14 protein-coding genes are annotated in these 21,231 nt (G+C 52.5%); 5 read left to right on the top strand and 9 right to left on the bottom strand.

Annotated features, from left to right (window positions below; translation table 11 throughout):
* Window positions 1–41 precede the first annotated feature (41 nt).
* A complete protein-coding gene (locus TURPA_RS02745) occupies window positions 42–2,633 on the bottom strand; it encodes a penicillin-binding protein 1A (protein ID WP_014801751.1) in 2,592 nt (863 codons plus the stop codon).
* Window positions 2,634–2,715: 82 nt separating this feature from the next.
* On the opposite strand from TURPA_RS02745, the gene TURPA_RS02740 reads away from it, so the two are divergent.
* Both TURPA_RS02740 and TURPA_RS02735 read left to right on the top strand, forming a co-directional pair.
* Window positions 2,716–3,648 (top strand): glycerophosphodiester phosphodiesterase family protein, encoded by a 933-nt coding sequence (locus TURPA_RS02740; RefSeq protein ID WP_014801750.1) that lies wholly within the window; start codon window positions 2,716–2,718, stop codon window positions 3,646–3,648.
* Window positions 3,645–4,445 carry an XAC2610-related protein gene (locus TURPA_RS02735; protein ID WP_014801749.1) on the top strand — a complete coding sequence of 267 codons (801 nt, stop codon included), beginning with the start codon at window positions 3,645–3,647 and terminating at the stop codon, window positions 4,443–4,445. Before TURPA_RS02740 ends, TURPA_RS02735 begins: the two co-directional genes overlap by 4 nt.
* A gap of 21 nt (window positions 4,446–4,466) precedes the next feature.
* Here the strand turns inward: TURPA_RS02735 and TURPA_RS02730 are convergent, their stop codons facing one another.
* Window positions 4,467–5,339: an early set domain-containing protein gene (locus tag TURPA_RS02730; protein ID WP_014801748.1), complete on the bottom strand. Its 873-nt coding sequence runs from the start codon at window positions 5,337–5,339 to the stop codon at window positions 4,467–4,469.
* Window positions 5,340–5,482: 143 nt separating this feature from the next.
* Here TURPA_RS02730 and TURPA_RS02725 point away from each other — a divergent pair, with 143 nt between their 5' ends.
* The gene (locus tag TURPA_RS02725) at window positions 5,483–8,968 is read left to right on the top strand and encodes a tetratricopeptide repeat protein (protein WP_014801747.1); all 3,486 of its coding nucleotides are present in this window, start codon (window positions 5,483–5,485) and stop codon (window positions 8,966–8,968) included.
* Here TURPA_RS02725 and TURPA_RS02720 read toward each other — a convergent pair.
* Entirely contained in the window at window positions 8,920–10,173 is a 1,254-nt protein-coding gene (locus TURPA_RS02720) for a TCR/Tet family MFS transporter (RefSeq protein WP_014801746.1), read from the bottom strand. The two genes, TURPA_RS02725 and TURPA_RS02720, sit on opposite strands and share 49 nt — an antisense overlap.
* A gap of 185 nt (window positions 10,174–10,358) precedes the next feature.
* On the opposite strand from TURPA_RS02720, the gene TURPA_RS02715 reads away from it, so the two are divergent.
* Together TURPA_RS02715 and TURPA_RS02710 are read left to right on the top strand one after the other, a co-directional pair.
* Entirely contained in the window at window positions 10,359–10,745 is a 387-nt protein-coding gene (locus tag TURPA_RS02715; protein ID WP_157210375.1) for a hypothetical protein, read from the top strand.
* Between the two features lie 43 nt (window positions 10,746–10,788).
* Window positions 10,789–13,731: a BamA/TamA family outer membrane protein gene (locus TURPA_RS02710; RefSeq protein WP_014801745.1), complete on the top strand. Its 2,943-nt coding sequence runs from the start codon at window positions 10,789–10,791 to the stop codon at window positions 13,729–13,731.
* Here the strand turns inward: TURPA_RS02710 and TURPA_RS22445 are convergent.
* The 6 genes from TURPA_RS22445 to TURPA_RS02680 form a co-directional block, all read right to left on the bottom strand.
* Entirely contained in the window at window positions 13,709–15,094 is a 1,386-nt protein-coding gene (locus TURPA_RS22445) for a transposase (protein ID WP_157210374.1), read from the bottom strand. The two genes, TURPA_RS02710 and TURPA_RS22445, sit on opposite strands and share 23 nt — an antisense overlap.
* Window positions 15,004–16,053 carry an IS481 family transposase gene (locus TURPA_RS02705; protein WP_014801227.1) on the bottom strand — a complete coding sequence of 350 codons (1,050 nt, stop codon included), beginning with the start codon at window positions 16,051–16,053 and terminating at the stop codon, window positions 15,004–15,006. Before TURPA_RS02705 ends, TURPA_RS22445 begins: the two co-directional genes overlap by 91 nt.
* A gap of 52 nt (window positions 16,054–16,105) precedes the next feature.
* Window positions 16,106–17,053, bottom strand: a complete 948-nt coding sequence (locus TURPA_RS21320; RefSeq protein ID WP_014801743.1) for an HNH endonuclease signature motif containing protein — start codon at window positions 17,051–17,053, stop codon at window positions 16,106–16,108.
* A gap of 17 nt (window positions 17,054–17,070) precedes the next feature.
* Window positions 17,071–17,688, bottom strand: a complete 618-nt coding sequence (locus TURPA_RS23285) for an HNH endonuclease (protein ID WP_014801742.1) — start codon at window positions 17,686–17,688, stop codon at window positions 17,071–17,073.
* A gap of 164 nt (window positions 17,689–17,852) precedes the next feature.
* Window positions 17,853–20,174: an EcoAI/FtnUII family type I restriction enzme subunit R gene (gene hsdR / locus TURPA_RS02685; RefSeq protein ID WP_014801741.1), complete on the bottom strand. Its 2,322-nt coding sequence runs from the start codon at window positions 20,172–20,174 to the stop codon at window positions 17,853–17,855.
* A complete protein-coding gene (locus tag TURPA_RS02680; RefSeq protein WP_014801740.1) occupies window positions 20,171–21,178 on the bottom strand; it encodes a Fic family protein in 1,008 nt (335 codons plus the stop codon). Before TURPA_RS02680 ends, hsdR begins: the two co-directional genes overlap by 4 nt.
* Window positions 21,179–21,231 lie beyond the last annotated feature (53 nt).

The following is a 21,231-nucleotide window of genomic DNA, read 5'->3' as shown; positions in this document are numbered from 1 at the left end:
TCATGGTGAGCTTGTCGAACCATGACAAAGCGCATTAATCATCACGGCGGCGCTGCCCCATTAGTTGGCGCAGGTGCTGGTGCCGTACCATTCGGCGCAGGGGGTACGGGCAGGTCGCCCCCGAGTTGGCCGAGCTTTTGCACACGGTCGCCGTCGACGAGACTGTACGCACGGTTATTCTCGCGGCCGACTTCTTCGTTCGCGAGGTTGTGGTCGGCCTGCAAGAGATCGAGAAAACTCTTCGATTCGGCATGGTGGCAATTGCAGGTTTCGCCGCCGACCCCGCGGCGTTTGCCGTTTACTGTAATCGGTTCGGGAATCAGCGTGCCGGTGAGGTCTTCGGGTTTGTCGCACTGCGCGTTCGGCCACTTGCCTGTGTATTTGCAGACGCCGCCCGAGCGAACGGTGCGCGGCAGAGTCTGGTCAAATGGCTCGGCGAGCTTGCCGCGCGCGTTGTAGATGTCGCGCATGAATGCGCCCCAGACGGGGGCAATCACGTCACCGCCTGAAACACCCCGGCCGAGTGTCATGTTGCCGTTATCCATACCCGCCCAGACGACTGCAGCCATGTCGGTGGTGTATCCCCCGAACCAGACGTCGTTGAACGAATTACTCGTGCCCGTCTTGCCTGCGCCGGGGCCTTTGTAGCCGGCGCGGTTACGAATCGCGTCGGTGGGGGTACCTGAATTGACCACGTTCTCCATCATCTTGCGCAAGATGAAAGCCGGGCCCTCTTCGATGACCTGAATCTGGCCGGTGCGGCGCTTGTAGTTGAGGGCCTGAATCACGTCATTCTCAGGGTGTGCTGTGACGTTACCGTCGCGGTCGGCGATGTAGATGATCGCATGGGGAATAATATCCTGACCTTTATTGCCGATGATCGCATAACCAAGCAGCATTTCTGCCGGGGTCAGTTCAGAGGCGCCGAGCGACAGCGCCGGGTTCGGTTGAAAGCGCGATTCGGGCGCTTTGGTGAGCCGGCTGATGTAGTTGATGATGGCGTCGGGGCCCACCAGATCGTAGATCTGCACGGACACGAGGTTCAGCGACGCGGATAGAGCGCGATATGCGAGCACGTAGCCGGTGAAACCCGAGTCGAAGTTTGCCGGGGCCCACTGCTCGCCGTTCGGTTGAATGTTCACAATCGGTGAATCGATAAAGCCCATGCCATAGTGTATCGCACGCGCTTCGAGAGCGGCCCCGTAAACGAACGGCTTAATCGCCGAACCCGGCTGGCGTTTCGCCATCGTCGCGCGGTTGAACTGGTCTGATGATTTGAATTCGCGCCCGCCGATCATTGCGGTGTAGCGGCCCGTTTTCATGTCGAGCGCGAGCATCGCGCCCTGCACGTGCAGATCGCCGCGAAATTCACGGTTCGCCGACATGAATTCAGAAGAGACGTCGTTTACCTGCTGCGATGGCATCGCCAATGAAACGAGTTCGAATGCGTCGGCGGTTTCGTCTTTGAATTTTTTTCTGAAGTCGTTGCGCAGCGAATATTCGCGCTTGATGCCTGGCAGCGGCACGATGTTCGCCAGCGCGTAATAGGTCGAGAGCAAAGAGCCATCGATACCGCCGGTCATGAAGCGGTTATAGTTGCGCGCAATCGGGTCCATTTTTTCGAGCTGCGGCAAGAATGCGCGCTCTGCCGCCTGCTGGTGATCGAGATCGAGAGTTGTATAAACCTGCAGGCCCTTCGAATAGACCACATCTTCACCATAAAGCGCGATAAGCTCTTGACGTACGTGTTCGGTGAAGTAGGGCGCGTTGTTCACCTTTTCACCAAAAATGGTTTTCGACGGCGGGGTTGTCACGATTTTTTTCCAGTAAACAGGCCAGAATGTTTTGTAGAGAGTGTCCGCTTCTTGTTTCGTGATGTATCCCACTTCGACGAGACGGTTCAACGAAACACGGTTTTTGCGGTAGGCGTCGTGCGGGGCACGAATCGGTGAATAGTTGTGCGGCGACTTGGGCAGCGCTGCGAGAATCGACGCTTCCATAAAGTTGAGCTTCGAGACGGGTTTATCGAAATAGAACTGCGCCGCTGCAGAGATACCATAAGCACCGTGGCCGAAGTATGTCTGGTTAAAATACATTTCAAGAATTTCATCTTTCGTAAATGCCTTTTCAACCTGCAGAGCGAGAATCGCTTCGTAGATCTTACGGTAGAGCGTGCGCTCGCTTTCGGTATAAAGCCCCTTCACCAGCTGCTGCGTGATCGTCGAACCGCCGGCGACGACTCGCATCGCGCGCAGGTTCTTCAGGCTCGCGCGCAGAATGCCCTTGAAGTCGATGCCAAAGTGATCGTAAAAATTCGAATCTTCAATTGCGAGAAATGCGGCAATGACCGGGCGCGGTATCTCGTCGAGCGATACGAGTTTGCGCTGGTGGCGAAAAAGTTCTGAAATCAGGCGACCTTTCTGGTCATAGAGCCGCGTCGGTATAGTCGGGCGAAACGACGCGAGCCGGTCGAGGTCGCCGGTTTTTGAGTGAATGCGAAAGTGCAGAAAGCCCAGAAACAACCCGCCGAAAAAAGCCGACAGAAAAAATGCATAGAGAGAGATTTTTTCGAGTTTCTGCCACCACGGCAGAGTTTTTAAAGGGGGATTTATTTCTGTAACGTCAGCGGCCATCTGGGTGAAGGTTTTGCCCGTTCGTCATGCCGAAAAGCGGGATTTCAGCAGACGCGCCACGGCACCTCTGTCGAATCGCCACATGAAAATCTGGTCAATTCTGTCTGTATTTACTTTTATCAGCTGCGCTTCGGTGCAGAATCGCCCCCTTCTGGCAGAGCTTGAGCTGCAGGGCCACCGCGGTGCGCGCGGGCTTGCACCCGAGAACACCTGGCCTGCCTTCGAAGCGGCGCTCGCGCATGGTATGAACGTGCTTGAGCTCGATACCGTGCTGACAGCCGATGGCAACCTGATCATTCACCACGACACAGAAACCAACCCGGCGCTTTGCCGCAACGACGATGGCAGCGCCATTCAATCGCAGCCGATTCGCAATCTGCAAACGGGAGAGCTGAAAAAGCTCGATTGCGGTTCGAAAGCCGACCCGAAGTTCGTCGAGCAAAAGCCAGTGCCCGGCACGCGGCTGATGACTCTCGACGAGTTTTTCGCCGCGATCAAAAAACGTGAGGCCACCGACCCGGCCGCGCGCAAAGTCGCATTCAACGTCGAGGCGAAATTCGCCGAGGGCGCAACCGACGCCGATGTCGAAATATTCGCCGCGACGCTGCTCAAAAAGGTGCGTGCGTCAGGCTACCAGAAACGCGTGACGATTCAGTCGTTCGACCACCGCATTCTGAAAAGCATCAAGACCCTGCAGGCAGACCAGCGCACCTCGGCCCTGGTGACGCTGACGCGCTGGCAGGGTCTAAAAATCTATCTCGGCCTCGGTGGTGGCGTGCGTGCCGACGCGATTGACAAGGCGCTCGCGGTGAAGGCAGATATTCTTTCACCTTACCGGCTCTACATTAATGCCAGCTTCGTTGCCGATGCGCACGCAAAAAATCTCGCAGTGATTCCGTGGACAGTCAACGACGCGGGCGAAATGCAGCGGCTGCTCGAGCTCGGCGTCGATGGTATCATTTCTGATTATCCCGACCGGCTGCAGAATGTTTACAAAAGCCGTGCGGCAAAATGAATATTTTATTCATGAGGATCTTCACCGTTCTGCTCTTGGTTGCGCCAGCTCTGCATTTCGCTGACGCCACGCGAGTGACTGCAAAAAGGCTGCCTGCCGTTTTTTTCCCCGTCAAGAATCTTGAGGTGAGGCTGAGTGTTGTCAATGGCAGGGTCGTGGCGAAAATGAATGGCGGCGCGGCACAAGACCTCGGTGCATTCGATCGGGCTGAAATGGAGCCTGCAACCGATGAAGTGGTTTTCGCCGATTTCAATTTTGACGGCACAACTGACGTGGGCATTCTCGAAGGCGTCGGTTATGGCGGAGTCAATCTCTTCTACAGACTTTTTCTTTATGACAAGATTGGCCACAAGCTGGTGCAGTTCAAAACGACTATAGGCAACCCTTCGCTGCTTGTAGCGAAGAAGCTGCTGATCTCTGCGCAGCGCTCAGGCCCCCGCTGGTACCAAACCGTCTACCGCAGCGATGGCGGTAGCCTTATTCGGGTCTACGAGGCTGAGATGCTGAATCACCCGACGCTGTGGGGTGTAACAGAGTATGATGCAAATGACAAGCTGGTCGGCCAGCGCGTGCTCGACGGAGGAACACTCGAACGCGACCCGACGTCGAAAGCCCCGCCCGCCGTGCACCTCAAAGCGGGGGAGTGCAGCGATCGAATTATTAAAGGACCAAATACTCAAAGGCCCAATGTTGAGGTGATTGATTTTCGCGATAACGGGGAAAGTATTAAGGTGCGCGTCGCACCCGGCGGTGACGGTGTCTGGATTTCAGCTGAGTGTCTCGCTGAAGAACAGTGAAACTCAGACCACCCTCTCGGTCTACTTCACGACAAAATAGTTCACGCGCCCGTAAACTGGGTGCATGCGACTCTTTGCAGTGGAGACCTTCTGCGTCAGTTTGCCGTCGACTCTGTAAAGAAACGTATACTCACCCGGCGGAATTATTTTTTTGAGTTCGAAGTAACCTTCTTCGCTGCGCACGAGGTAGTCGCGCTGCCCGCTCCAGCGATTGAAATCGCCGGCGACGCTTGCCGTTTCTGCGTCACCTGCGGGAATGCGAAAGAGAACTTCGCGGCCATGGTTTACCGGCGTGTCGAGCACGAAGACCCCTGAGCTCGCCGCGAAATGGTCATGCAGCAGATGAAAGACCGAGGCGATTGTGCCTGAAGAATCTTTCTCGTGCTGTTCGTGCGTGTCGTCTACCGTGAAAAGGCCGTCGACCCAGAATTTATAACGTACCTTTTTTGTGGGTGCCGCGTGCACTATTTCAGGCGGTACGTAATAATAGATCCACACGCCGTACTGGTTGCGGCGCATGGGCTGCGGCGACATGCCGGGAATATCGGCGACGAAGCGTACCTCACGGGCAGCACGGTTCTGGTAGGTAAAGAGCACGCCGCGCTGCGCCAGTGCCTGGCCGCGGGCATAGCTGTGCGCATCGATCAGCGTGACGAATGCGGGCTTTTCGGCCTTTCGCATCGTGTCGAGTTTGTATCCGTATATAACATTGGGTTTGGCCTCACGGCCTGCTTCGAGCTGGTCAGACGTGAGGTCGAAATTTTCGCTCTGCGTTGCCTGACGGCTGGCCTGCACATCACCGTCGTCTGCGGCGAAAACCGCCGTCGCCGACAGCATGCCGACGAGCCCTAAGATTTGTATTGTGCGGGTGTTGAGCCTGGGTTGAAGCGACATAAATCCCTCAAATTATTTTCGGAAGTTCCGATATTTTCTTTAGGGATAAAGCTTGCGTGTCTGCGTGAAACCAGGCATTTTGCGCCAGAGCCGCAAAATACCTGGTTTCATGGGTTACCTGCGAGCGGCACGCGAGCGAACGAATGGCAGAAGAGCAACCAAAAGAACCGGTAACTTATACCGAAGAAGAACTCGCCACGATCAGCGAGCTGACCGATTTTTTCAAAAGAGCCCCTGGTCAGGTTGAGCTCGATGCCGGTGCACAGGGTGACGATGAGGGCATTGGTGAACCCGATGAGACGCTCAACATCGACGGCGGCGACGATGCGCCGGCAGTCGATGCAGCGCCGCCGAAGCGGCCTATAGCCGACCTCTCGAAATTTGACGACGTACTCGATCTCGATCTGAATAACTTTGACACGCCGGCTGCAACAGCCGAGCCACAAGACGTGCCGCTTGAAGCAGGCGAGGCGCCTGCTCCCGACTTCGATGCGGGCGCGATGGATTTTGGTGCGCCGGGCGATTTGGGCGACTTGCCAGCGGGCGGCGGCGATCTGGCCCCCGCAGCAGATTTTTCAACTGACCTGCCAGCAGATGATGCGGCCGCCGCCGGTGGTGAACTTGATTTTGCCTTTCCCGATAGCGGTGATGCAGCACCTGCTGCCGACGCCGATGCGTTACCGGGTTTGCCAGATGATGGTTTCGACCTGCCACCGGCAACGTCCGATGCGCCCACTGCCGAAACAGGCGAGGGAGATTTTGATTTTGCCGCACCTGCTGACCTGCCTGCCGACACCCCGGCAGACGACTTCGGTTTGCCCGCAACCGATGACTTCAGTTTTGATGCCCCGGCACCGACTGCTGACGCTGATCCCGGTGCAGGCACTGATGATTTTGGCGCTGATTTTGGTGCACCTTCAGCCGATGCGGATTTACCCCCTGCTGATTCTTTTGATCTGCCTGTTGATTCAGGCGCCGATTTGCCCGGCGCTCCCGACCTCGGCGATACGGGCAGCGATTTCAATTTCGATGCACCTGCCGCAGACAACTTCGGTGCAGGGGGAGATGACTTCGGCGCCGCATCGCCAGATATGGGCGACTTCTCTTCGGCGCCTGCAGCGCAAGACGATGCTTTCAACTTCGAATCTTCGGCTCCGTCGCTCGATGATCTTTCACCCGAGGTTGCGCTCGGTGGCGGCGCCGCTGCTCTCGGCGCAGGCTCTCTATCATCTGACTTAAGCTCACTGGCCGCAGAAGAGTCGGCAACGGTCGACCCCGCAACGCTGCGCCGTGTAAGAGAAACGCTGCGGTCTTTTTCTGCACCGTTGCGGCGCAGGCTCAGTAAGGCATTACTCGACGAGAACATGAAGCCGGCAGATTCTGCCGAGCTCATGCGGCTGCTATCTGAAGAAGCCTCGGCGCATGAAGTCGGTGCCTGGCTCGACAGCAAGGCCATCGCTGAAGTGGCCGATGAGTCTGAATCGGGTAATGCTGCAGGGCCGCGCATCATTATGGCGCGCCCGGAATACACCGACGAGGGGCTCGCGCGGCAAGAGCGGCTCATTAAGCTCACCCGTTTTGGCGCAATCGCAGCCTTTGTGTTGATTACGCTCGTCGGGGGTGTATACTTCTCGCTGCTGAAGCCGATGTTTTATCGCAATGCAGTTGCCAAAGGCCGCGATATGATTATGCAGCGCGGTGCGTCGGCAATACCCGAGGCTGAAAAGCAGTTCGAGAAAGCGCTCAGTTATTATGACAAAGACACGTATGCGTATTTGCAGTACGCTGACGCTTACCGCTACAAAGGCCTCTATGAAGAAGCGTTCAGTAAACTTTTTGCTGAGCTGAAACTTCCCGGCAATGCGCCGGCGGCAAGAGCAGGTGACAAAGAAATACGCTCGAGCGCAGAACTTTTCGGCAGTGTCAAACGCGTGCCGGTCGTTGCCTATGCAGGTGGTGACAATGCGATCGCGGTCAACGGCACACAACTCGCGATGGGCAAAAAGGGCGCGTATGTTATTTCGCACCTCGACAACAAGAAAGACGAAGCCCAGGTGCTGATCGCGCTCGGGCAGTTTCACAGCAATCCGTCGCGACGCTTTGCGCGCGAAGCCTACAAGAACAACTTTCTCGGTGCTGACTATTACCGCCGTGTACTGATGTCGAACCCGGCGACACCTGCATTTAAGAAAGAAGAGATGATCGATCGCGCCGTGATGGGAATCGGCGACATCTTCTACCATGAAAAAGAATATGACCGGTCGCTCGACTATTACAAGAAGATCGTCGATAAAGACCATGACCATGTGGCGGCGCATGCCGGCATTCTCAAGGCCCTGCTGAAACTGCATAAACTCAACGATGATCCGCGCATGGTCATACAACACCATACACTGGTGCGCTCGAAAAAGATCGAAAACAAGCTGCCGATGTATATCAGGGCACGCCTTGCCGCCTTTTACATCGATTTGCCGGCAGAAAACGAGCTCCGTGTTAAGTACAATATTTCGCCTTCGAACATGCTCTCGGGGCAGCAACTCAAGACACGGGCCGACGACCTGCTCAATTCAATATTTGCCTCATCAGAAACCGACAGTTTCGGCGTAAAACATGAGGGCTCAAAATTTGCCGAGGGATATTACCAGCGCGCCCGCTCTTTTGCAAAAGACAAAAACCAGGTGCGCATGGCATTGAAGCAATTTGAATATGCGTACCACTATGATCCACGCCACTTTATGGCCCTCAACGACCGTGCCGAAATTCTGATGTCGCTGAGCGACTATTCAGGCGCGCTCGAACTCTTGAAACTCGCGAAACAGCAAAGCACCCCGGAAAAACTTGCAGAGCTCGGCGAAAACGAGCAAGACGAGACTCTTTCTGATGCGCCGGTGGGCATAATTGCCTTCAACACCGGTAAGTCGATGTACCTCGACGCGATGCGCGATCTTTCGAATTCAGCAACCTGGTTTCGCCTGAAAGAGGTGCAGAAATACCGCTCGCAGAGCGATACCGGCACCGGGGCACTGATGGCGCAGCTTGACCGTGTTGAAACCGAGTTCAACGAAGCGCGGTCTTTAGGGCTTAGCGGCACCAAAGTTGAAAGCGAACTCTTGTATTTCTCTGGCTGGTCACGATTCGTGCGCAACGACCATCGGGGAGCCCTCGCCGATTGGGAAAAAATCGACCCTGAAAAAGCGGCCTCGCTGCCCAACCTAAGCCTGGCACAGTCGCACTGTTATTACCGCCTCGCTGTCGAAGAAACCGCCCGAGCGCAGCGAGAGAAATATCTCGACAGCGCGCTGGGGCTGCTCTTTTATTCGCAAGATCGCTACAATGCCCGTGTCAATTCAATCACCCGAATCGATTCGGGCAACGATAAGCACGCGCGACTCGTCTCAAACCTCGCGATTATAGAAAACAACATTGGCGCCATCTATGAGATGCTCGATGACGAACAAAAATCGCTGATGCACTACTGGAAATCTGTAGAGAACAGTAAGCGCATTGGGCAAGAGAACGAAATCGCGAACCTGAATATTCGCCTCAGCTTTAAACGCAAATCGCTCGGCGAAAGCGAAAGTTACCCGGTTATTATGGACTTCGTGCCGCCGCTGCCTGACGAAATCTGACCACGGTTAAAATACCAGACTGCGAGGGCGAAAGCCACAAACTGCAGAGCCGCGCTCGCAAAAAAGGGCATGCCAGCCTGAAGTGTGTTGAGCGCGCCTGGCGCGTGCGTAAACTTCGACAATATGCTCAGGCCAGCGAACGGCGCGATCACCTGTGTGATGCTGCCGATCGATGTCAGCGACCCCATGGCAATACCCTGTTTGTGCGGCGGTACGGCGCGCGAAACGTGCGCCTGTAATGCCGGCCCCGCAGCACTCGCGAGAATTGTCACCAGCATAATGATATACATATAAAAGCCCTGCGGTGCCAGACCCATCAGTATAAATTGCATCGCCGCAAAAAATAATCCTACTTTTGCCAAACGCACTTCACCCAGCGTCTTGATCAGCACGCCGAGCAATCCCCCCTGCACGATGGCCGCCGACATGCCGACCGCAAACAGTGCGACACCGTTATCTTTCGGCGACCAGAGAAAACGCGTCTCGGTATAGCGTACCCACACCGAGTGCATCATGAACTGCGCGAGGTTTGTCAGCGCAATCGCCAGAATAAACATGCCAAGACCTTTGAGTTCAACAAGACCCTTTAACGCAGAAAAGGCGTTGGCTTTCTTCAGCGAAAACGCAGTGCGCAAATGTTTGGGCAACGACTCGGGCAATACAAACAAGCCGTAGAGCGCGTTCAGCAGCGAGAACGCAGCAGCGGCAAAAAATGGAAGCTCTGCGCGGTAGTCGCCGAGAAAGCCACCGAGCATGGGCCCTAGAATAAAGCCTATGCCGAATGCCATGCCGATCATGCCAAAACCCTTCGCACGGTCTTCGGCTGAGGTTACATCGGCGATGTACGCGCTGCCGACTGAGAAACTTGCGCCGGTAATGCCGCCCAGCACGCGCGCGGCAAACAAAACCGGAATCGACCAGGCAATGCCCTGTAAAATAAAATCAAGACCGAGACCGACGATGGAAATTAAAATGACCGGCCGTCGCCCAAACTTGTCGCTCAGCGCGCCGAGAATTGGCGAAAAGAAAAATTGCATCACGCCATAGCTTGCAGTCATCACCATGTACCAGTAGTTAGTCTCGACGTCACTCGAGGTGAATTTCGAGACCATCTTCGGCATCACGGGAATGATGAGTCCGAAACCGATGACGTCTAAGAGAATTGTGATGAAGATGAACGAAGAACTTGCACGCGTGCCTGCCATGGTGGTCGCTAATCAATAGGCAATCATGCGGTCGATTCGATGTATATCGCAAAATCCAGTAGAGAGACACGGGAAGCTCAAGATTTGTGGTAACTACCACAGTTACTTTTTTTGTCACGGAATGAGAAAAAATCACGCTTTTCTGGTATTTAATCTGTATAGGGATGTTCTTAAGCAGCATAAGTTTGACCCCACTTGCGAGGAAGAAATGGGATATCTACCGTTCTGAATTTTCCGGAAATCTGCGCGCGCATTGTGCTCGCCTGACCCGATTGAAAATGCGGCGAGATCGGCTGGTAAAGTATAACCGCGATCGGGGAGACTACGTCAAGCTGACCGTGCGGTGGAATGCGGAGCAGGCCAATATACTGCGTTTTTATTCAACAACCCTGCGAGTAAGCATTTCGCGAATAGTCGATTTTTTGCTGCGAACAATGACGAAAGAAAAGGCTCAGCAATTTGCACGCCAGCCGTGTGGTAGCTACCACGTACAAGAGTTCCGAAAGCAAAATGAACACCTGGGTGTTCATGAAATCTACCGGTTTAAACCATACCTGAATTTACCTCCTTGACGGAGTGATCGGGCGTCGAAGCGTAACAGAGCGCAGCCGACCCATGAAACGCCTCTTGCTACTCGCGCTTCTCATCAGCAGCCCACTTGCTGCCGCACAAAAAATCAACTGGGAAGAAATCGAATGGAAAGTGCTGAAGAGCCAGCACTTCGATATTTACTTTCCCGAAGGTTATAATCACCTGGCGCAAAAGACCCTGCAATACGCCGAAGAAGCGAACATCATGCTCAGTAACCGCCTGGGGCATCGGCTGTCGATGGTGACACCGATATTTGTCTACCCATCGCACGGCCATTTTCAGTCCACAAACATTATTCCGTTTGCGATTGATGAAGGCACAGGGGGCTTTACCGAGCGCATTAAACGACGCGTCGTCGTGCCATACCTTGGCAGCAACGATGAGTTTCGCCATGTGGTTGTGCACGAACTGGTGCATGCGTTTCAATATGACATTTTGCTGGGGCAGACGATGGGCAGCACCATCTCACTGGTGCAAGGTGGCCAGCCCCCGTTATGGTTTGTCGAAGGCATGGCCGAATATTTTTCGCTGGGGTGGGATTCAACAGCCGACATGCAGATGCGCGACGCCGCGCTGACCGACACCCTGCCTTCGCTCGAAATGATGAATGAGTACCGGGTGCAGACCGGCTTCATATTTTACAAAGGCGGCCAGTCAGTGATGCAATATATCGCCGACACCTGGGGGGAGGCAAAACTCGGCGAAATGTTGCGCGACCTGCGCGATCTGCGCGGTATAGAAGATGCGGTCAAAACGAATCTGGGGCTGCCTTTCGACGAATTTGACGCAGGCTGGCGCCGCTGGGTGAAGCGAAAATACTTTCCCCTGGTGAACAAGAAATACGACGACGAAGAGGGGCCGCTCATCAGTCGCCATCTTGACGACGAATCGATCATCAACCTGCACCCGTCGATTTCTCCTGATGGCGCGAAAGCGGTCTATCTGACCGCACGCGGTTTTTACCCCGTGCTGGTCATGCGCGATATTAAAGGTGTAAAGCGCAAGACCGACTTTTCACTGGAAAAGCCGAAAAAGCCTACGGAAGATGAAACCATCTTGTTGAAAAGTTCAGATAACCCGACATTTTTTCAGCTGCACCTGATGACGAACCGCATTTCTTTCACGCCCGATTCAAAACGCATTTTTTTCTCTGCGCGCAGCCAGGGTAAAGATCGGTTGATTTTGTTTGATATTGAGACGCGGCGAATCGTACAGCGACTGACGCCGCCCGTCGACATGATTATGCACCCCCGTCTGTCACCCGACGGTAAGTATGCTGTGTTTGTCGGCGCAGTTTTAGGCGTGACCGACATCTACAGGGTTGAGCTCGCGACACAGAAGACTGAAAAACTCACGCACGATGCTTATTCAGAAAAAGATCCGGCTTTATCAGGCGACAACACGCAGGTTGTTTATGCATCCAACCTGAACGCTGAAGGTAATCTTGAAAGCGCCGAATATCACTTATTTTCACTGGAGATCAAGACCAGACAGGTGCGGCAGCTGACGCGCGACGCACAGAAACAGATGTCGCCGCAGTTTTATGACAAAACGTCGAATGACCGTATCTTGTACGTCTCAAACCACACAGGCATTCACAACATCTATCTACTCGACACCAAAACATTGCAGAAGAAAAAACTGACCGACACCGGGGGGGGCGCGCTCGACGCGCAGATATCTGATGCGCCTGTGGCAAAAGATGCGCCGCGCCGCATTATTTACACACAGTTCAGGCAGCAGGGTTTTGATATCGCGCTGCGTGATGTCACGCCGGGTGATGAAAAGTTTTACGCCGACGATACTATTGTGCACACCTATAAGCCTCTGGCGCTGCCAGGCTATGACACAACGGGTAAGGTAATAGGCGTCGAACCTTATCGTGCGCGCGTCGGCCCAGACTTTATTTTCTTCTTGCTTGGCATGGGCGCGTACGACGGCGGAACCTATTTTGCCGGCATGGTTGCGCTCACGGGCTCTGACCTGACGGGTAACCACCAATTCAGCATGGTCGGCAACTTTCTCACGAATGGGCTCGGCATTTTCAATTTCGATTATGGTTACATGAAAAAACGCGTCAAGATGCACTGGGGTGTCTACCGCACGACGTTTGCCATATCCCCCGTGAACCTGATTGATCTGACGTCGCTCAACGGGCTGTTCTACTATCCGCCTTACATCGGTTCGGTCTTGAAGATTGGCGGTTATTTTGGTATGGATTATCCAATGACGCCATTCGATTCTCTGCTGCTGCAATTCAATATGGCGCGCGCCGAAGAATCGTTTTTATACCCGCGCAATTTGCCCGAAGAGCGCATTCGGCCCGATACGTACACCAACACGTACAGCGTACAATACGGCGTGCGGCACAACAATGTGCTCTACTCGGTGATCGGGCCGCTGAAGGGCTGGCATGCCGCATATGTAGGAGAGCAAAGCGTCAACGTTTCTGGCCGCGATTTCATTTTTAACCGCAATACCGTCGAGGCTCGGTTCTATTGGCAGATCTGGCAGCGATATATTCTCGCCAGCCGTGTTTACGCGGCGACGACAAACGGGCCCGATGCGCAATACTTTCCCTGGATCATCGGCGGTTTTAACACGATTCGTGGCTATGACTTCATGTCGCTGCGCGGCTACCATGCATTCTTTTTTAATCTCGAGTTTCGTTTTCCGCTGCTCGACGCGCTGGCTTTTGGTATGCCTGTGCCCTGGGTCATGCGTGGCTTTTCGATGGTCGCGTTCATCGACGGCGGTAGCACCTTCGACAACCCTCGCACGTGGCGCGGCTTCAACCCCGATAAGAACGAGTTTCAAAACCTCAAGATGTCTTATGGTCTCGGCGTGCGCTTTATTCTTTATCCCGGTCTGATGCTAAAGTTCGACTGGGCAACACCCTGGACATGGCGCGACTCGCGGCCAATAGGTGATTGGCGCGGTGTTTTCAGTATTGGTTATGAGTACTAAAATTCATACCCGACAAACCCCACCCTTGTTGTTTCGTCTTTGGTCGCTGATTTTGCCCCAATAGACTCTGATTCTGTGATGTAATGCGTTCAGCTCCGTAGTATTTCAATGCTCCGAAGAAACTGTATTCGTTCAGGTATAATTGTGAGTGTTCTGGCTTGATATAACGGTATGCTCGAAAGGCTGTCTTTAAGGCTCCCTGTCTTCCTTCTGCTGCTTGGGTATGTATTCCATTCTGTTGAAATCGTCTTCTGGATTTACCGGTGCCTCTTTTTGATTGAAGGTTGTGGTTTACTGTCCTATGATTGCGATTATAGGGTTTTAACCAGTCCATACCCATATCTGTGAAGAAGGGGGTGTTTTTGGGGATTTGTCTCTGTATTATGGGGAGTATGGTCTTGGTCTGTTGGTTGGGGATTGATTCATAGAGAGCAGGGCCGCCTTTCCATGTGGTGGTCTGTACCATTACTCCTACTTGTCTTCCGCCTAAAGAGTCAGTTAAGTATATAGAGGCTGTTTGGCCATGATGACGAAAGCGTTTTCGGCCTTTATTTGAGCGCTCTTTTGCACTAAAGAGAACTACTGAATCACTCTGGGGAATAGGTCTGTTCCCTACCGGGGTAGTTACTCTTTTGTTTATATCCTTCTTGTCTGGTTCAAGTAGGTCTTTGGATTTATGGAAGCGCTTCTTAAGTTCAGAGTAAAACAAGCTCTCTACGGCGGACTTGTGTTGGGACGCAAAAACCTGAACCCGTTTCTTTAAACGTAAAGCAGCATCTTCAGAAATATTCAGGCAGCGCTTGATCTCTGCGCCAGTGATAACCTGAGGATACTTTGTGGCACTTTGGTCTAATACCCAACCAACTGTCCAGAGAGGTAGTTTCAAATAGGCGAAAGGAGTATGGCTGATTCGTGATACATGCTTTCTGCACTTAGGGCACTTTGCTACATAAGAGCGCGTGCTTACGCGGCCTGTCATTTTCACATTGCAAGAAGAGCAGGTCGATGGGTAGAATGAGTCGAGAATGATGTCCGTCAGCTGGCCATAGTATTCGTGGGAATGGGGTGAAACTGATAAATTCTGGACGGTGGTGGGGATTAAAGGGGAGCGATATGGATTTCGGAGCACAGTTCGGGCACCTGTTTTTCCAATTGCGGATGCAAGTCTGATCTTGGGATGCAACGCAGCCTGCGCCGCAAGTGGGATTTCCCGATTCTGTGTTGCTGTTTGATTACGTGTAAAAGTCTGAACTTGACCTGACACACCCATTTTCATGCTGTCTGTAATTTCAAATCCAGCATTTTGTCTTTCGCTATACTGAGCGAGTCTTTGAATGTTGCCAGAGGCGTTTTGCCGAAGCAATATTTCCCCTGATGAGTGCGCTGCGTGTTGTAATCGTAAATCCACTCATCAAGGTCTGCCTGCAATTGCTCCAAAGAAGTGTAAACCTTCTTTCTGAATGCAACATTGTAAAACTCATTCAATATAGTCCGGTGAAAGCGCTCACAAATGCCGTTCGTCTGCGGGCTCTTGGCCTTGGTTTTTGTGTGGTCGATATTCTCCAAGGCCAGATACAGCTGATAATCGTGCTCTTCCCGGTTGCCACAGTACTCGCTGCCACGATCGGTCAGAACGCGCAACAGCGGAATCTCATGCTCGTCAAAAAACGGGATGACTCTGTCGTTAAGCATATCGGCTGAAACCAGAGAATTCTTGCGATCATAGAGTTTCGCAAAAGCGACTTTCGAATACGTGTCGATGAAGGTCTGCTGATAAATTTTACCCACACCCTTCATATTTCCCACGTAAAACGTGTCTTGTGACCCCAAATAACCAGGGTGCTCCGTTTCAATTTCACCGTGACTTTCCTTCTCATCTTTTGCGCGTTCGAGCGCAACCAATTGTGCCTCGGTAAAGATCCCCTTTTCCTGAGCCATTCGCGCTTCAAGGTATTTCAGCCGTTTTTTAAACGTCGCAAGATCATGGCGCAGCCAAACGCCGCGCACGCCAAAAGGGGAGATGATGATACCTATCTTGCGCAACTCGTTGGACGCCCGAACCTGACCGTACGCGGGGTATTGAAATGCAATTTCCCGTACCGCTTCCTCGACCTCTGGAGCTACACGATTTTTCAGCAAAGGCTTCCTGCGGCTGATCTCCTGCAATGCGAGCTCGCCACCCTTGTCGTAAAGCTCCTTAAACCGGTAGAAACTGTCTCTTGAGTAACCGAAAACCTTGCAAGCTTTCGATACGCTGCCCAGCTGCTCTGCCAGTTTCAGCAGACCAACCTTGTTCTTGATAATTTTCTGTTCTGTCGTCATAAACACTCCTTTTTGTTAAGAGAGTGTCAGATAAAGTAAAAACTATTACAGATTACGCGGCATTAGGTATCCCCAGAATTTTTCGCGACCAAGGAGAAAGTAGGCTAAAGTCTATCTCCAGCCAACACTCGTCACGACGATCATTGTAATAGTGGCGGATTCTCCCATTATCCAAAACCGCAACTGTTTCCGATCTGTCTGCTCGATTTTCCGCAATCATATTTAAGGTATGCCGAAATCCTTGGTAAGTGGACTCTCCATAAATACGCGCGACCAATGTGATATTGTTGTGCTTAAGCCCGCGCACAATATGTCTGACCTGTGCTCGCGAGAGTTTGTATTTCTTTTGGATTTCTTTAGTGCTTATTCCGTTCGCAGCCATTTCACGGATCAGGGCGATTTCAATTACCTTTAGCCTTGTATTTCCGTGCCCTTCACCTCTAATTCGAGGCCCATTCAATAGCCCGTCGCGCTGGGCCATCAATTTGTTCTCTGCGGGCGTTACGAGCACCAAATGTTCTGGGTTTATGCAAGCTGGTGTATTGCAAGTATGATGTACCTCCTTTCCTGTCTCTATTTCACTTTTGAAGAGTCGGTAGGCTTCGCGGTGAGCGAGCAAATATCTTGTTTCATGCAGAATCTGACAGTAGCCTGCGAGATTATTCCGACCCTTGAGCACATGGCACCCGGTCTCCGCAATTATTCGGTAATTACCAAGTTTCTCTCGCATTGTTTTGCGTTCGGAGGCTCTGGCGCAGTGTTCGGGGTCAATGCAAAGGGCGTTCATGGCGCATCCCTTTACGCGTTTTGGTCGGGATTTTAGAACTGTGTCCATGAGAAATGGGCGCACCCTGATTTGTTTTTTGATGCCTGAGACCTTCAAAATTGGCGTCCCATCTTTGCCATGAATCGAACCTTGCCAGACTAAACAACCCGCAACGTCCCTCACACATTTTGCCAGTATGCGCTCTTTGATTTCATTATGTTTTTGTGAACTCATATGGTCTATCCTTCTCGTTAAGCTGCCGTCTCCCGCTTGGCCGAAAGATTGCGGGGTTCACGGAATAGTCGTTCAGTTCGAGGTGCCTCTGCGCGCAGGTGTCTCGGATTGATGCAAGCGGGCGTCCCGCAGGTGTGCTTGATGTGCCATCCGACGGGAATTTCGCCGTTAGCTTGAATGTAAGCGGCTCGTGACGCACTTATCACGTTGCCTTTGACACGCACCTTTGGCTGTGTATTTAATGCAATCTTGTGGGGGAAAACGTAACACCCAGTATCAGTAACTATGTATTGTCCAAGTTTCTCGTCGCACGCTCTTGCTCGGCGGTTGACACTTGCATGTTCGGGAGCAATGCATTTCTTATTACCGCAAGTATTAAAAATCTTCTTACCCTCTTGGCCCGGATTTCTGAGCCGAAAGATACGCGAACGGACATTAACTTTTTTGTTTCGCTCGAGAATAATCGGCCGCTGATCTTTGTCAAACTCGCCATGCCAAAAGATGCAGCCATTTTCGTCTTTTTCGGCGAAAATCCCAATTAGCCGCTTAATCCCATCTTCGGCTAGAGTTCTTGCAGTGGCCGTTTGCTTGCCTTCGGATAGAGCAGGGGCTTTCCGTATCGTCATCGAATTCATTGAAAGTTTTCCTATCTCAATGAACCTTGCTCACTGAGAATTTGCGAAACAAATTCGCCAGCTCAAGTAAATGGGCCTCGAATGTTGCGTCAAACCCATTTCAAGATTATGTCCCATTAAGTTTGCGTTAATTCTGCAAAACTTTTCTTGGCGCAATTCGGTATTTAAACAAAATACAAATATTTCTGAGATTCAATAAACGTGCTGCGGATAGCTTTCACGTCACCCAATGCCGCCGTTGCGTCGCTGAGCGATTCATATTTCAACTCGAGCAGGTTGGGCAATTTCTCATCGTCGAGTTCTTCTACCCCTGATTCTATATACTTGGCCAAGACGAAGTCCAGAAACTCGCGCTGTCGTTCGTCGATTGACTGCAACATTTTGACTCTGGCTTGGTTAACTCGCGCTTCACGAGTGATGGGTTTAATCGCAAACGCGATGTACTCGAGCACATCAAACAGGTCACTCTTTTCGGCCTGCACGAGCGCCTGTAAGCTGGCCAGTTCGCTTTTGCCGTAGCCGGCGTCGGCCAGTCTTTCGAGCAAAGCCCGACGGGTTGTGGGGCTCGACCAGATGCTGCGCAGTTCGGCTTCGTTTTTGAAAAGCTCAGGCAACTTTCCATATAGATTCTGCAAGAATTCTTCGACCGACAGAGGTTTCCCGTCTGCGCTCCAAAAAGAGGTCGAAACCATGTGCTGAATTTCGCGTTCTTTGCCGTCGCGCAGGCGAATCTTGATTTTGCGAGGTCTTGTGCGCTTTTCACCTTCTTCATCTGAAGGGGGCGCCTCTTGCGGCGCTTCGGTCGCCTCTGGTGCCGGCTTGGGCTCTGTTTCTTCTGGTTCTAACGGATCACCGTCCCATTCTGGGTCTAAGAAGTTGAGCGAGGCGTTTACAAAGTCATAGATCGTAAAGAAATCCTTACCATCAAAGAGCCGCGTGCCTCGGCCTACGATCTGTTTAAATTCGATCATGTTTCTGACGGGCCGAAGTAGCACGATATTTCTAATGTTGCGTGCATCGACCCCGGTCGAAAGCTTTTGCGAGGTTGTGAGAATTGTTGGTATCGTTTTCTCGTTGTCGCGGAAATCTTTTAGGTACTGATCGCCGATGCTGCCATCGTTTGCCGTCACGCGAACGCAATACAACGGATCGGGGTTCTTCTTGAGTTGGTTCACGATGTCGCGCACCGCAGCTGCATGATCTTGCGTTGCGCAGAAGATGATCGCCTTTTCTTTTGGATTAGCATCAGCTAAGAAAATTTGCACGCGCTTTTCTTCGCGTGCCTTGATCTCGATGATGCGGTTGAAATCGGGCTCTGTATAGAGGCGGCCCTGTTCGACTTCACCTTCGAGCACTTCGTCGTCTGATGTGTAGAAATAATCATCAAGCGTCGTTTTAATGCGCTTCACCTTGAAGGGCGTCAAATAGCCGTCATTGATACCTTCTTTCAACGAGTAGGTATAAATCGGTTCGCCAAAGTATTTGTAGGTATCGACATTGTTATTGCGCTTTGGTGTTGCGGTTAGTCCCAATTGCACAGCTGGCGCAAAATATTCGAGAATACCACGCCAGTTGCTTTCGTCTTGTGCGCCGCCGCGATGGCATTCGTCTATGATTATGAAATCAAAGAAATCGGGCGGATAGCTGCCGAAGTAAGGCGCAGGTTTACCATCTTCGCCCCGGCCCGTCATAAAGGTCTGAAAGATGGTGAAGAATACACTACCGTTAGTCAAAACCTTGCCGGCTTTGTTGATTTCCTTTGGGTTTATCCGCACCAGAGCATCTTCGGGAAATGCCGAGAAGTCGTTGAACGCCTGATCTGCCAGAATATTGCGATCTGCCAAAAATAAGATTCGCGGCTGTCGCGAGCTGTCTCGTTTCAGGTTCCAGCGGGTCTTAAACAACTTCCACGCAATTTGGAATGCTATAAAGGTCTTTCCCGTACCGGTTGCCAACGTCAGTAAAATGCGCTCTTTCTTCTGCGCAATGGCTTCGAGCGTACGATTGACGGCTATCTCTTGATAAAATCTCGCACCTTTCTTGCCACCAACAAATTCAAATGGAACGCTATTGAATCGATCACGCCATTCATTCTGTTCTTCAAAGGTCTTGTTCCAGAGTTCATCTGGCGAGGGAAATTTGGTAAGCAACCCCTCGCCGCCCGATTGCATGTTGATGCCATAAATTTCCCGGCCATTGGCGGCGTAGGCCACATCGAGGGCGAGCTTCTCGGCATAGAGCTTTGCCTGCGCCACACCCTCGCCGACCTCAAGGTCATCACTCTTTGCTTCGACGACGGCCATCTTGAGATTGCGATAGACCAATACATAATCTGCGGTGAGCTTCTTGCCTCTGCCACCGCCGAGTTGTATCTTACCTTCGTTGATATGGTATTCGCGCAGTATACGCGAATCAGGTATAACTCCCCAACCTGCGGCCACTAATTGGGGGTCGATGATTTCAGCACGTGTCTGGGCTTCGTTCATGGTCGGTGCAAACGATAACGGCCTACCTTCTTGTTGCCTTCTTTTTTCACCAAGCCTGCTTTGAGAAGGGGCCTTAGCAAATCCATTGCTCCCTGTCGTGAAACCTTGAGAGCTGACCACAATTCGGCCGGCGCCATAGACCCGTGGTCGCGAAGTAGCGCCAACAATTTTTCCTGTTTGGGCCGTAGTATCAATTTCTTCGGTGATTTGTGTTGTAACGCCTTGACGCGCACCCAAACCTGTTCGAGAGTTTGGCGCAGCCCCTCTGTGGCGTAAACGAGCCAACTTGTCAGGTCTTCGCCATCATGCCTCACGGCATTGAGAGCTGCGTAATACGCAGGGCGATCACTCCAATAATATTCATCAACCGAAAATATGTGGTGTGTATCAAACCCCCGGCGAAAGAGTTCCCAAAGGGCAAGGGATCGACCCGTGCGGCCGTTGCCATCGGCAAAAGGGTGTATTGACTCAAAGCGGTAGTGCAAGATCGCAGAGCTGAGTATTGGCGAAAGCTCGCGTGACCGGGTGTTCCACCAATCGAGCAACTCGAACATGAGGCCCGACACGTCTTGCGGGGCCGGTGGCATGTAGTCGCCGACGCGCACCGCAATCGAGCGATAGCGGCCCGCTTCGCCCTGATCCATGACACCTTGCGCCAAAACCTGATGCAACCTGAAAATGTCTTCGTGGCGAATCGTCTTCTTGCGCATCTGTTTTTCGACATGGCGCAGACCGGCAAAATAGTTGAGCACTTCGCGTTCGCCGCGCTGGTCGTTAATGACCAATTTCTTGCCTTCACCGAGCTTACTGACCTGTGCCAGTGTCAGGGTATTGCCCTCAATTGCCGTCGAGGCATGCACATTGCGGTCACGGCTTTCTCTCTGAAGGGCGGGTATCCATGCCAGCTCGACTGTTGATAACTGAATGCGTTCGCGCAGCGCCACAACCGATTCTACGAGAGAAAGCAGCTTTGGGGTGATTGTGAAGAATGGTTCGTAAGCCATAACCGGGCCGCCTGCGGCTCAGAAGATCAGTCAAGTATTAGTCAAGTAATGTG

Source organism: Turneriella parva DSM 21527 (assembly GCF_000266885.1).
Lineage (GTDB): Bacteria > Spirochaetota > Leptospiria > Turneriellales > Turneriellaceae > Turneriella > Turneriella parva.
Note: the sequence above shows the minus strand (reverse complement) of the source record. Positions and strands in the feature narration are given on the sequence as shown.

Bases quoted from the DNA above. Each gene is read 5' to 3' on its own strand.
- TURPA_RS02745 (WP_014801751.1), bottom strand. From the start codon at position 2,633: ATGGCCGCTGACGTTACAGAAATAAATCCCCCTTTAAAAACTCTGCCG.
- TURPA_RS02740 (WP_014801750.1), top strand. From the start codon at position 2,716: ATGAAAATCTGGTCAATTCTGTCTGTATTTACTTTTATCAGCTGCGCT.
- TURPA_RS02735 (WP_014801749.1), top strand. From the start codon at position 3,645: ATGAATATTTTATTCATGAGGATCTTCACCGTTCTGCTCTTGGTTGCG.
- TURPA_RS02730 (WP_014801748.1), bottom strand. From the start codon at position 5,339: ATGTCGCTTCAACCCAGGCTCAACACCCGCACAATACAAATCTTAGGG.
- TURPA_RS02725 (WP_014801747.1), top strand. From the start codon at position 5,483: ATGGCAGAAGAGCAACCAAAAGAACCGGTAACTTATACCGAAGAAGAA.
- TURPA_RS02720 (WP_014801746.1), bottom strand. From the start codon at position 10,173: ATGGCAGGCACGCGTGCAAGTTCTTCGTTCATCTTCATCACAATTCTC.
- TURPA_RS02710 (WP_014801745.1), top strand. From the start codon at position 10,789: ATGAAACGCCTCTTGCTACTCGCGCTTCTCATCAGCAGCCCACTTGCT.
- TURPA_RS02705 (WP_014801227.1), bottom strand. From the start codon at position 16,053: ATGACGACAGAACAGAAAATTATCAAGAACAAGGTTGGTCTGCTGAAA.
- TURPA_RS21320 (WP_014801743.1), bottom strand. From the start codon at position 17,053: ATGAGTTCACAAAAACATAATGAAATCAAAGAGCGCATACTGGCAAAA.
- TURPA_RS23285 (WP_014801742.1), bottom strand. From the start codon at position 17,688: ATGAATTCGATGACGATACGGAAAGCCCCTGCTCTATCCGAAGGCAAG.
- hsdR (WP_014801741.1), bottom strand. From the start codon at position 20,174: ATGAACGAAGCCCAGACACGTGCTGAAATCATCGACCCCCAATTAGTG.
- TURPA_RS02680 (WP_014801740.1), bottom strand. From the start codon at position 21,178: ATGGCTTACGAACCATTCTTCACAATCACCCCAAAGCTGCTTTCTCTC.